This window comes from Pustulibacterium marinum (genome assembly GCF_900116665.1).
Taxonomy (GTDB): domain Bacteria; phylum Bacteroidota; class Bacteroidia; order Flavobacteriales; family Flavobacteriaceae; genus Pustulibacterium; species Pustulibacterium marinum.
Genome location: NZ_FPBK01000001.1, coordinates 158,494 through 170,445, shown reverse-complemented (window position 1 = coordinate 170,445; position 11,952 = coordinate 158,494). Strand labels below are relative to the sequence as shown.

Sequence of the window (11,952 nt, the reverse complement as noted above, 5' to 3'; positions counted from 1 at the left end):
TCAAAAAATTAAACCAATTCTGAATAATCACCTATACTCACACTGGTAAAATTACCATCGAAAGTAGCATGATTTCCTATCATGGCGTTGTCTAAATTTGCATTTTTAATAGTTGCAAAACTCTGAATTAAACTGTTTTTGATTGTAGCATCTTCCACTACACAACCATCTCCTAAAGATACATTTGGACCAATGGTTACATTTTTCAACACCACATCTTCACCAATATAACAAGGCGGAATAATTTCAGAATTTTTAATGGTAACTGATTCTGCCACTAATGAATGTCCGTCTTTATGTAAAAACTGTAACATTCTGTTATTAGTATCTACCGTAATATTTTTATTTCCGCAATCCATCCATTCATCCACTTTTCCGGGAACAAATTTCATACCTTTTTCCATCATTGCTTTGATACCATCGTTTATTTGGTATTCTCCGCCATGAATAATATTGTTATCCAATACTTTTTGAAGTTCTGCTTTTAAAACTTCGCCCTGCTTAAAATAATAGATACCAATCACTGCCAAATCTGAAACAAACTCTTGCGGTTTTTCTACTAAACCAGTAATTTCTTTTTCCTCGTTAAGCTCTACAACTCCGTAGGCTTTTGGATTTTCAACCTGCTTAACCCAAATTACAGAATCAGCTGATTCATCTAAATTGAAATCTGCTTTAAAAAGTGTATCGGCATAGGCAATAACACATGGTCCATCCAAGGATTTTTGAGCGCACATAATGGCATGCCCGGTTCCAAGTGGTTTATCTTGATAATAAATTACACCTTTTGCATTAAGACTTGCTGCAACGTCTAATAAATGGTTCTCAATTTCTTTTCCAAAATCTTCCTGAATGATGAACGCAATTTCTTCTAGTTCTTGCTTCATTACATCGGCTATTTCTTCTACCAATCTTTGAACAATTGGTTTCCCGGCAATAGGAATTAATGGTTTTGGAACTGTTAATGTATGAGGGCGAAGTCGTGATCCACGACCTGCCATTGGTACTATTATCTTCATTCTAAATTAAAAAAATTGGGAGTGTTTTTTTAGCTATTTTCTTATTTGGTTCCGGTACTTCCAAAACCTCCTGCGCCTCTAGCCGTTTCAGAAAGTTCTGTAACCTCTATCCATTCTGCTCTCTCGTGTTTTGCTATAACTAACTGTGCAACACGTTCACCGTCTTCAATTATAAAATCATCATTGGAAAGGTTTACCAAAATAACTCCTATTTCACCGCGGTAATCTGCATCAACAGTACCCGGTGCATTCAAAACAGTAATTCCTTTTTTAGCTGCCAATCCACTTCTTGGGCGTACTTGCGCTTCGTAACCAATAGGAAGCTCTATGAACAAACCTGTTTTCACAATTGTTCTTTCCAAAGGTTTTAAGGTAATTGGTTGCTCTAAATTTGCTCGCATATCCATTCCTGCAGAAGCTACAGTTTCATAATTTGGCAAAGCGTGCTTTGATTTATTTATAATATTAATTGTCATTTTTTGAGTAGTTTTTTAAGTGCTTTTCCTTCTAAGCTATAGATCATCAACAAAAATAGAAAAACAAAAATGCTTCCCACATATATATTTCTGTTAAAAACATAGAACGAAAGACAAGCATATAACATGGATGTTCCTAAATACAAGCCAATTTTTTTGGTATTGTATGGAATTTTATAGTTTTTTTGACCAAAATAGAACGAAAGCAACATCATAGAGGCATAAGCAGCTAGCGTTGCAATGGCAGCTCCTTTGTAATGAATTAACGGAATAAGTAAAAAGTTTAAAACCAATGTGATTACAGCTCCAAAAAGCGAAATATAAGCTCCGTACCAAGTTTTATCGGTCACCTTATACCAAACTGAAAGGTTATGATAAATTCCTAAACAAAGATTAGCCATGAGAATAAATGGAACAATCCATAAACCAACCCAATATTCTTGGCGTGGAATTAATATCATCTTTAAAAGATCTGCATATACCACTACAAAAAGCACAATGAAAGATCCGAAAATAGAAAAGTACAAAGTGATATTAGCATAGGTTTCTTTTGCATCCTTTTTGTTCGCCTGGCTAAAAAAGAATGGTTCTACTCCCAATTTGAAAGCAGTTACAAAAAGCCCCATAAAAACTCCAAGCTTATAACAGCCAGCATAAATACCCACCATTTCATCCGCTATATGATTTGGTTCCATATAACGTAAAATAAGTCTGTCTATACCTTCATTTATGGAATATGCAATACCGGCAATAAGCACCGGAAAAGCATAGCGAAACATCTTTTTAAAAATAACTTTATCAAATCCGAGACCAATCCTCTTGTACAATGGAAGCATCATAAGAAGCGTTAAACCACTAGCTACCAAATTGGAAATAAATATATAGTGAACCCGGTCTTCAAAAACGAAATTGTTTAAAAAAGAATTAGGACGATCATCTATAATTTTTGGAAGTGCAAGGAATAGGAAAAGATTCAACCCAAAATTGATTAAAACATTGGTTATTTTAATCACTGAAAAACGAATAGGCATACTTTGATTTCGATACCATACAAAAGGAATTACCACCAATGCATCCAACACCATAATCCCAATTACATAACCAATAAAAGCTACTTTATATTCTAACCAAAAAGCAATTTCCTCACGTAAAGAAAAGGCTACCACAAAAAAAGTAAGTGAAGAAACTAATAGAGCAGTCAACGCTGTAGACTGTACTTCTGCTTTTCGTTCACTTTTATTGATAAAACGGAAAAAAGCAGTTTCCATCCCATATGACAAAATCACATTTCCAAATATTGAAAATACTATCAAGGAAGAATAGATTCCATAACTTCCAGTACTTCTTAATTCATTGATGTAAAAAGGTGTGAGTATAAGCCCTAGAATACGTGGCAAAACGGTTGCAATACCGTATATAAAGGTAGTTTTAAAAAGTTTCTGCAGTGCACTCAATACCTAAGTAATTTTGTGGTGCTAATGTATTGAATTCTCTTAAGACCATCAATTTCCGAAACAAAAAAAGCCACTTCAGAAAGTGGCTTTTCAATATATTGCAATATAAGTCTATTCTATTATCCGTTCAATGCTTCTGCACCACCAACGATCTCTAAGATTTCACCGGTAATTGCTGCCTGACGAGCTTTGTTATACGTTAATTTCAATTGATTACGTAATTCAGTCGCGTTATCAGTTGCTTTGTGCATTGCTGTCATACGAGCTCCATGCTCAGAAGCAAAAGAATCTCTAACGGCTTTATAAAGTTGTGTTTTTAAAGATTTAGGAATTAACGTTTCCACGATTTCTTTTTTAGATGGCTCAAAAATATAATCTAGTGGAGCAGCTTCTTCTACTTCCTCTTTTTCTGCTTGAACAATTGGTAAAAACTGTTCGTGCATTACAACCTGTGTAGCTGCATTCTTAAAGTGATTGTATATGATAACAATTTTATCATACGTTCCTTCTGCATACAAACTCATTAGTTTATCTGCTAATACAGCAACATTATCAAAAGTAAGATCATCAAATATTTCGTTATGATTTTCTATAACTGTATTTGATTTGCTAATGATATCATTTCCTTTTTTACCAATAGTAAAGAAATCTACCTGCTTACCAGGATACATTTCATTTACTGATCGTAAAGAAGCTTTGATAATGTTTGCATTGAAACCACCACACAAACCTCTGTTGGATGTGATAGGAACCAATAATACTTTTTCTACTTCTCTTTCGGTAGCGTAAATGCTTCCAGAATCACCTTCCAAAGTAGCGCTTAACTGCTGAAGTAATTCTGTTAGCTTACTAGAGTAAGGTCTCATAGCTGTAATAGCATCTTGAGCCTTTTTCAATTTTGCAGCCGATACCATTTTCATGGCACTGGTAATCTGCATGGTTGAACCTACCGAAGCAATTCTGTTACGTATTTCTTTTAAATTCGCCATTCTTTGATGTAGAATTAAATATTGAAAAATTGAGCAACAAGAGATTTCTTATTGCTCAATATATAAATCTTAATTATGCGTATTTAGCAGCAACTTCTTTTGCAGCAGCTGTTAAAACATCAGTTTGAGCATCTGTATATTTCCCGGCTTTTAACTGATCTAAAGTATCTCTGTGCTTAGCATTTAAGAAATCGATATACTCTCCTTCAAATTGCTTCACTTTATCTACAGGAACATTTCTCAACAAGTTTTTAGAACCAGCATAGATGATCGCAATTTGATCTTCTACTGTATAAGGATCGTTTTGTGCTTGCTTTAAGATCTCAACGTTACGTTTACCTTTTTCAATAACTCCCATAGTAGCTGCATCTAAATCTGAACCAAACTTAGCGAAAGCTTCTAGCTCACGGTATTGTGCTTGATCAAGTTTTAAAGTACCTGCCACTTTTTTCATAGATTTAATCTGAGCCGAACCACCTACACGAGATACAGAGATACCTACATTAATTGCAGGACGAACACCAGAGTTAAATAAATCAGATTCTAAGAAGATCTGACCATCAGTAATCGAAATTACGTTTGTTGGAATATATGCAGAAACGTCACCAGCCTGAGTTTCGATAATAGGTAAAGCTGTTAAAGAACCACCACCTTTTACGATTGGTTTTAAAGACTCAGGAAGATCGTTCATGTTCTTAGCGATATCATCATCAGCAATTACTTTTGCTGCACGCTCTAATAAACGAGAGTGTAAGAAGAAAACGTCTCCAGGATATGCTTCACGTCCTGGTGGTCTTCTTAATAAAAGAGATACTTCACGATACGCAACCGCTTGCTTAGATAAATCATCATAAATAATTAAAGCAGGACGACCAGTATCACGGAAATACTCACCAATTGCTGCACCAGCCATTGGAGCATAAACCTGCATTGGAGCAGGATCTGATGCGTTTGCCGCAACAATAGTAGTATAAGCTAAAGCTCCTTTATCTTCTAATGTTTTTGCAATACCTGCAACCGTAGAAGCTTTTTGACCAATAGCAACATATATACAATATACAGGGTTACCTGCATCGTAAAATTCTTTTTGATTTAAGATGGTATCAATACAAACGGTAGTTTTACCTGTTTGACGGTCACCAATAACCAACTCACGTTGACCACGACCTACAGGAATCATTGCATCGATAGATTTAATACCAGTTTGTAATGGTTCATTTACCGGTTGACGATAAATTACACCAGGAGCTTTACGCTCAAGTGGCATTTCATATAAATCACCATCAATAGCACCTTTACCATCGATTGGGTTACCTAAAGTATCTACAACTCTACCAACAACACCTTCACCAACATTAATAGAAGCAATACGTTGTGTACGTTTTACAGTAGCACCTTCTTTGATTTCTTTAGAAGCTCCTAAGATTACTACACCTACATTGTCTTCTTCAAGGTTAAGGATCATCCCTTCTAAACCTCCTTCGAACTCAACTAATTCACCGTATTCAGCGTTTGATAAGCCGTATACACGAGCAATACCGTCACCTACTGTTAATACAGTACCTACTTCGTCTAATGAAGCTGACGCTTCAAATCCTGATAGTTGTTTCTTTAATATTGCTGATACCTCAGCAGCTTTTACTTCAGCCATCTTACTTTAGTATTTAATACCGTTTTACCGGATTTGATTTTAATAATTAAAGTTGTGAAACGTATAAATTGTTACTAAACTCTCTTTCTAATTTGCTAAACTTGCTAGAAACGCTTGCATCAAACTGCTGGTCTCCAACTCTAAGGATAAATCCTCCGATTATGGATGGATCTATTTTGTTTTCAAGAGTAACATCTTTCGATGTTAACTCTTTTACCTTAGCCAATACTTTTGCTTCTAATTCTTTGGTCAACGCAACAGCCGTAGTAACCACAGCAGTTTGTTTTCCTTTATAAGCATTGTACTGAATAATATATTTTTCAGAAACTGTTTGAAGCAATTCAATTCTTCTGTTTTCTTCAAGAATATTGAAAAGTCCTTTTGTGATTTCTGAAACGTTTTTAAAGATCTCTTTAAGTACTGCAATTTTATCTTCTGATTTAATTACCGGACTTTTTAGAGCAACTTGTAATTCTTTGTTGTTAGCTATGGTGCTTTTGATAAGCTTCATATCTTCATCAACAACAGCAGCGTTATCTTTCTCTATTGCTAATTCTAATATTGCTTTTGCATAGCGTATTGCAGCTCTTGTACCAACCATAGTTTCTAATTAGTTTAAAGTAACCTCGTCAAGCATTTTTTCTACTTGAGCCATTTGCTTTTCTTTATCTGACAATTCTGTCTTCACCACTTTCTGAGCGATTTCTAATGAAATTGCAGCTACTTGATTTTTCAATTCAGTAACAGCAGCTTTCTTTTCAGACTCGATAGCAGTTTTTGCTTGCTCTAACATTGCAGCTCCTTGAGCAGACGCAGCTTCTTTAGCATCAGCAATCATTTTATCTTTCATTTCACGAGCTTCTTTCAACATACCGTCTCTTTCTGCACGTGCTTCTGCCAACATTTTTTCATTATCAGCTTGAAGATTTTCCATTTCTTCTTTGGCTTTTTTAGCAGCCTCCAAAGCATTTTTAATTCCTTCTTCTCTTTCGTCTAAGGAATTAATAATTGGTTTCCATGCAAATTTCCCTAAAAGTATAATTAAGATTAACAGAATTACACATTGCATGATAAACAACCCTGGCGAAAAATCATTTAATAATTGCTCCATGATAATTTATATAACTTTATTCTCTTTAATATTCGTTTTGTTTTTCAATTTTAAACAATTTCCTGCAACCAACCGTTGCAGGAAATTTGTTATAAGTAAGCTTTTTAATTATGCACCTAAAATTAATGCACCAAAAGCAAGACCTTCTAATAAAGCCCCGATGATAATCATCGCAGTTTGGATTTTACCAGCAGCTTCTGGCTGACGAGCGATAGCTTCCATAGCGCTACCACCAATTTTACCAAGACCAAGACCAGCTCCAATTACGATAAGACCAGCACCTACTAAATTTGGAATAGTTCCCATAACTTTAAATATATATTAAATTAAACAAGTTCTTAATGATGATCATGTTCTTCTACAGCCGCTCCAATGAACAATGCAGACAACATGGTAAAAATAAACGCTTGTAAAAACGCAACTAACAATTCGATAACTGAAATGAATAATGCCAACACTAATGAAATACCCGTAGATCCTACTGCACCAAATTGATTTTTAAGTAAAATCATCAAAGCTATCAAGCTCATCACTACAAAGTGACCGGCTGTCATGTTTGCAAATAAACGAATCATTAATGAGAAAGGCTTGGTAAACATTCCCAACACCTCAATTGGCGCTAAGATAATTTTCATTGGCCACGGCACGCCTGGCATCCAGAAAATATGTTTCCAATAATCTTTGTTTCCTACGAATTGTGTTATTAAGAAAGTAACGATAGCCAAACAGAAGGTTACTGCAATTTGACCTGTTACGTTGAACCCAAGCGGCGTTAACCCTAATAAGTTCAAAATCCATATAAAGAAGAATACCGTTAACAAATATGGCATAAATCTTTTATATTTTTTCTCACCAATATTTGGACGAGCGATTTCATCTCTTACGTAAATAACTAAAGGCTCTAACGCTCTTCCAACTCCTGTTGGAATTGGACCTTTTTTATATCCTTTAGCCAAAGCTCCAAAACCTAAAAATAAAAGTAATGCTGCAATTAGCATTCCTACTACACTTTTAGTAATTGAAAAATCTAAAACTTTGTGTGCATTGTGAGGATGGTGTTCTTCATTAAATTCTACATCTGAAGCACCTTCCTCCAATTCATAAATATGACCATGAATCATAGCCAAGTTTACATCTCCTTTTTCAACAATTACATCTCCGTTTTCGTCATGGTGAAATTCAGAAGCCATAAACGCTTTTAAACCTCCGCTTGTCCAAACAATAACAGGAAGTGGAAAACCGTAATGGTGCTCGCCAATGCTGAAAAAATTAAAATAATGTGAATCTTTTAAGTGGTGTTGAATGTACTCATTGATTTCAACAGGGTCATCGATACGACCGTTGTCTTCACTCTTGTGACCGTGTTCAGATCCTTCGTTTGCCCAACCCACTAGCGTGGTAGAAAACGCTATCAATACCATAAAAAACCTGATAGCTTTTTTTGCTCCTATCATAACTCGCTTTAGATAAATTATGCTTCAAAATTTTGTGCAAATTTACACTATAAATTAACATTTGGATGTTAATAACTACTTTTTTTTTGAAAACCTTGTAAATTTATGATTATGAGTAGTTTCAAGTTATTTTTTTATCAAGTAATTGTTTTGTAAAATAAACCTCAAATGTTAAAAAAATAAAATATGGAATGGCAAACAACGTCAGTTCACTATTGGTATATATTTCTTTTTGCGTAATATGTGGCGCTAAGTAAACCCCAACCAATATTAATTTAAGGGTAATCATTCCAAGAAAAATAAACCCCAATTGCTCCGGAAGCTTTTTATTGATTAGATATAACTGAATTAAAATAAGCAATGTAATGCCAAAATGGAAAAGAAATATTCCATTAACTGTTAAGTGTATAGTATTGGTAAGAACACTTTCATGCAAACCCCAAATGAGCACAAATGAAAGTATACTAAGTAAAAGAAAAACGAATATTAATTTCTGAAAAGTGCTACTCATCTTTACCTAGTTTTAATGCTTCTTTCACTATCATATAAATAGACAAAAACACCCCTACCAAAGTAAGGATGTTTGTATATAGTTCATTCGTTTTATGATATTTTACATCTAACCATTCTCCTATTTTAAAGAATAGAAAAATGATGACGCCAATTTGAATACCGGCGCCCGCAAACCTCATATATTTATGAAGCTGATTTCTTGGTTTCTTGTTTGCCATTTCCTAAAGCTTTAATAGACGCTCCACTCTTCATACTACAAGTAGCATTGAACGTTGCACCCGGATCTATAGCCAACTTGCCAGCAACAACATCACCTTCTAATACTGCGGTTGACTTTAAAGTTAAAAGTCCTTTTACCACCAAGGTCCCTGTAAAAGTCCCTTCGATATCCGCATTGCTACATTGTGCTTTGCCATCTATAAGACCTGTTTTTCCAATCACTAATTTTCCTGAAGTGTTCACGTCTCCTTCCAAGCTTCCATCAATTCTAAAATCGGTATCAGAGATAACTTCTCCTTTGATTTTTGTGTTTGCAAGGATTCTGTTGGAAAGCCCAACATTTTCAGGTCGTGTCGTTTTCTTTTCGTTAAACATTCTACTTTAGTTTAGAGGTTTATGGTATGCTTGGTTGGCTGTATTCTTCTAAATTTTTATGGATTTGCAATATAGCATAATTATCAGATGTAATAAAAAATCTATTTTGCGGAATTTCTATTTTTAATTTTTCGTTTAAAAAGCTGAAAAACGCTTCTAATTCTTTCTTACTTTCAAAACCATGAAATACAAAAAAGTTCTTTGTATTGCTATACAAATCAACCGAGGTTGTAAACTTTTTGAGTTCTGGAATATCTTTTGACTTTAGCTTGTATTCATTTTTAAATTCCTGAACCGTAGCTATATTTTCTGAAGTGTAAGGAAACACCAATTTTATTTCATCTCCTTCTTTCAAAGCCATGTTAAACTTTTGTCGTTCTAATGTTTTAATGGCTCCTGATAATAATGTTTGAGCTCTTTTCCCTTCATCGCTCGCAGGGTAATTTAATGCTACAAAACTCAACGCATCTTTATAATCTTTCAAACCTTTTAACCTTCCAATAGCTATAGCTTTTGTCATTTCTAGTTTTGGAACCACAGGATCTCCTGTAAAACGAGCAATATCTACATCAATATATTCCAGAACCAAATTGTACTCATCGTTCTTCATTGCCTCTACATAAAAACTCACCGTAGCATCTGGGCCATTTTCATCTGCTGCCAAATCTGCCTGAGGATTTTTAAGTATCATAGCATAACGAGAATCTGGATAGGTATTGATAATATGTTGTTTGAGCTTTTCTGCTTCAGCCGGATTCAAGTTTAAATAAATCTTGTATAGATTGTATTTTGCAGGAATAATTAAATTTTCATCTGGTTTACCATTCAATAAGGTTTCTAATCTATCTGCTGCTAAATCATACTCTTTAAACTTCGCAAAATAAATGAGTCCTAATTGATAATACGCATAGTTAAGCTCACTATATACACTGTCTATAATTTTATGATCTGTGGGCACCGTTCCTAAATAATAATCAAGAGAAACCAAATCATCTTTGGTTGCTGCTTCTTCACCTTCTTTGGCTACCTCTTCCATTTCTTCTTTAGACAATGTTTTTGTGCTTGAAATTCTCCAATCATCTTCTAAAGCACGATCTCCCCACTTTCTCTTAAATTCATTTTTACCATACTGCAAGGTTACATCACTATAAAAATAGAATGAATTTCCAGACGAAGCTCCTTTTGATGATAAACCTCCTCCTTGAGATTGTGCTGCAATTAAGGCTTGCTTTTCTGCTTCTTCTTTTGCTGCTTTTCTATCTGCTTCAATGTTTTTGATGATATCATTGAAATATGCTTCCCTCTCTTGAGAAGACATGGCTACCAAAGACAAAATACTATCGTTTCGCTGTGTAATATCTTCATAGTAGATTACATCTTCCAGATTGTTTTTCTTTTTCTGGAATAGGCGAAACATTTTGGTATTTTCATTCAAGTTAACAAGCGTACTATCGTAATATTTTCCTGCTGTTTTATAATCTCGAATATTGAAATTCATTTCACCTAATTCTGAATAATTAAGTGCATTCAAATACCTGTCTATACTTTTCTGCTGAAGCGATTTGTTGTAAAACAATGCTGCCAATCGAATAGAATCGTTGTCTAAATGAAAATTTCCTAATTCGTGGTAAATAATATCAAGATACGGACGGTTTTCTCTATTTTTTGCAAGATCATTTAGTAACTCTAAATTCTCATATTTACTTCCGCCATAGCGCTTATCAAAATTCTTTATTTTCTCAATGTACGCATGAATCATGTAAATACGTGGCGATTTCCTGTTCAATTCTATAACTCTATCAAAAGCTTTGTTTGCCTTAACCGGATTTCCCAATTCGTTATATAATTGTCCTAGAATGTACAAATACCTTCCTTTATCAACATTGTTTTTGGTAAGATCTGCAGCCATGCTCAACGCGGTTGCTGCGCTATCATAAATTTTCAAATTGATGTAAGCTTCTGCCATTGTTGCGCGAACGTCTGCATGGTTTTCTTCGTCTACATAATTCTTTTTGAAAATTTTCTTCAGGTTTAATAAAGCAAGTTCATTGTTATCCAAACGCATGTTCACTTTTTCGCGCCATACTTTTGCCTGTACTATGCCACTACTTTTTGGATATTTTTTAATGATATAATTGAACGCCTCTAATGCAGGAATCATTCGTTCTTCATAATAGCGCGCCTTTCCAAGCAGTAAAAAGGCTTCGTCTATTTGTGAGTTTTTTTCGCGACCACCAATATTCATGGAGTGTTTTTGAATGGCCTTGGTTGCTTTTTCTTCGGCACGTTCAAAATTGGAGTTCTTTTGAGAACCTGGCAACATTACCACATCTTTTTCCTGCATGCGCTCCACAGGTAGAATATCCCAATAATTGTCTTGATAGGTTGTAGCTAGCTGTTCTTTACCATCTTCCAACGCCAAATTCCCATTGTACAAAATATTGTACTTGGTATTTAATGCATGAACATTTCGGTTTAAGAATTTATCTTTTTTACGGGAACACCCTACTAAAGTGATGAATGCAAGTGCGATTGCAACAAGTATGTAGTGCTTATTCTTCAATTGCTTGATTACGATTGTTTTTTACTAAACTAAAATATAACCATTTTAGTATAAGGCCGGTAAAAATACATTTCTTTTTTTAGAAAACGAAAAGTCTTCCGGCAAACAATTCTCTTCACTTGATTTTT

General features: G+C 34.5%; 13 protein-coding genes. All 13 read right to left on the bottom strand.

Features of this window, described 5'->3' with window-relative positions; translation table 11 throughout:
- Positions 1–8: 8 nt before the first annotated feature.
- Positions 9–1,019, bottom strand: a complete 1,011-nt coding sequence (locus tag BM383_RS00820; protein WP_093021631.1) for a sugar nucleotidyltransferase — start codon at positions 1,017–1,019, stop codon at positions 9–11.
- 41 nt (positions 1,020–1,060) lie between these two features.
- Positions 1,061–1,495, bottom strand: a complete 435-nt coding sequence (gene dut / locus BM383_RS00815; RefSeq protein ID WP_093021628.1) for a dUTP diphosphatase — start codon at positions 1,493–1,495, stop codon at positions 1,061–1,063.
- Positions 1,492–2,949 (bottom strand): lipopolysaccharide biosynthesis protein, encoded by a 1,458-nt coding sequence (locus BM383_RS00810; RefSeq protein WP_093021625.1) that lies wholly within the window; start codon positions 2,947–2,949, stop codon positions 1,492–1,494. The genes dut and BM383_RS00810 overlap by 4 nt, the downstream gene beginning before the upstream one ends.
- Before the next feature lie 119 nt (positions 2,950–3,068).
- The gene (gene atpG, locus BM383_RS00805) at positions 3,069–3,938 is read right to left on the bottom strand and encodes an ATP synthase F1 subunit gamma (RefSeq protein WP_093021622.1); all 870 of its coding nucleotides are present in this window, start codon (positions 3,936–3,938) and stop codon (positions 3,069–3,071) included.
- Positions 3,939–4,011: 73 nt separating this feature from the next.
- Entirely contained in the window at positions 4,012–5,589 is a 1,578-nt protein-coding gene (gene atpA / locus BM383_RS00800; protein WP_093021619.1) for a F0F1 ATP synthase subunit alpha, read from the bottom strand.
- Positions 5,590–5,635: 46 nt separating this feature from the next.
- Complete coding sequence (atpH, locus tag BM383_RS00795) at positions 5,636–6,190, bottom strand: ATP synthase F1 subunit delta (protein ID WP_093021616.1); 555 nt, start codon at positions 6,188–6,190, stop codon at positions 5,636–5,638.
- 9 nt (positions 6,191–6,199) lie between these two features.
- Positions 6,200–6,700 (bottom strand): F0F1 ATP synthase subunit B, encoded by a 501-nt coding sequence (locus BM383_RS00790; RefSeq protein WP_093021613.1) that lies wholly within the window; start codon positions 6,698–6,700, stop codon positions 6,200–6,202.
- 108 nt (positions 6,701–6,808) lie between these two features.
- Positions 6,809–7,006, bottom strand: coding sequence for an ATP synthase F0 subunit C (gene atpE / locus BM383_RS00785; RefSeq protein WP_093021610.1), 198 nt, complete (start codon positions 7,004–7,006; stop codon positions 6,809–6,811).
- 32 nt (positions 7,007–7,038) lie between these two features.
- Positions 7,039–8,154, bottom strand: coding sequence for a F0F1 ATP synthase subunit A (gene atpB, locus BM383_RS00780; RefSeq protein WP_093021607.1), 1,116 nt, complete (start codon positions 8,152–8,154; stop codon positions 7,039–7,041).
- A 121-nt stretch (positions 8,155–8,275) separates the two neighbouring features.
- Positions 8,276–8,665: a DUF6168 family protein gene (locus BM383_RS00775; RefSeq protein WP_093021604.1), complete on the bottom strand. Its 390-nt coding sequence runs from the start codon at positions 8,663–8,665 to the stop codon at positions 8,276–8,278.
- On the bottom strand, positions 8,658–8,885 hold the full coding sequence (locus BM383_RS00770; protein ID WP_093021601.1) for an AtpZ/AtpI family protein: 228 nt from the start codon (positions 8,883–8,885) through the stop codon (positions 8,658–8,660). The genes BM383_RS00775 and BM383_RS00770 overlap by 8 nt, the downstream gene beginning before the upstream one ends.
- The gene (locus tag BM383_RS00765; protein WP_093021598.1) at positions 8,851–9,261 is read right to left on the bottom strand and encodes a bactofilin family protein; all 411 of its coding nucleotides are present in this window, start codon (positions 9,259–9,261) and stop codon (positions 8,851–8,853) included. Before BM383_RS00765 ends, BM383_RS00770 begins: the two co-directional genes overlap by 35 nt.
- Positions 9,262–9,280: 19 nt before the next feature.
- A complete protein-coding gene (porW, locus tag BM383_RS00760; protein WP_093021595.1) occupies positions 9,281–11,824 on the bottom strand; it encodes a type IX secretion system periplasmic lipoprotein PorW/SprE in 2,544 nt (847 codons plus the stop codon).
- Positions 11,825–11,952 lie beyond the last annotated feature (128 nt).

Excerpts from the sequence above, each read along its gene's own strand:
- atpB (WP_093021607.1), bottom strand. The coding sequence starts at position 8,154 with ATGATAGGAGCAAAAAAAGCTATCAGGTTTTTTATGGTATTGATAGCG.
- BM383_RS00765 (WP_093021598.1), bottom strand. The coding sequence starts at position 9,261 with ATGTTTAACGAAAAGAAAACGACACGACCTGAAAATGTTGGGCTTTCC.
- atpA (WP_093021619.1), bottom strand. The coding sequence starts at position 5,589 with ATGGCTGAAGTAAAAGCTGCTGAGGTATCAGCAATATTAAAGAAACAA.
- dut (WP_093021628.1), bottom strand. The coding sequence starts at position 1,495 with ATGACAATTAATATTATAAATAAATCAAAGCACGCTTTGCCAAATTAT.
- BM383_RS00790 (WP_093021613.1), bottom strand. The coding sequence starts at position 6,700 with ATGGAGCAATTATTAAATGATTTTTCGCCAGGGTTGTTTATCATGCAA.
- atpE (WP_093021610.1), bottom strand. The coding sequence starts at position 7,006 with ATGGGAACTATTCCAAATTTAGTAGGTGCTGGTCTTATCGTAATTGGA.
- atpH (WP_093021616.1), bottom strand. The coding sequence starts at position 6,190 with ATGGTTGGTACAAGAGCTGCAATACGCTATGCAAAAGCAATATTAGAA.
- BM383_RS00770 (WP_093021601.1), bottom strand. The coding sequence starts at position 8,885 with ATGGCAAACAAGAAACCAAGAAATCAGCTTCATAAATATATGAGGTTT.
- atpG (WP_093021622.1), bottom strand. The coding sequence starts at position 3,938 with ATGGCGAATTTAAAAGAAATACGTAACAGAATTGCTTCGGTAGGTTCA.
- BM383_RS00775 (WP_093021604.1), bottom strand. The coding sequence starts at position 8,665 with ATGAGTAGCACTTTTCAGAAATTAATATTCGTTTTTCTTTTACTTAGT.
- BM383_RS00820 (WP_093021631.1), bottom strand. The coding sequence starts at position 1,019 with ATGAAGATAATAGTACCAATGGCAGGTCGTGGATCACGACTTCGCCCT.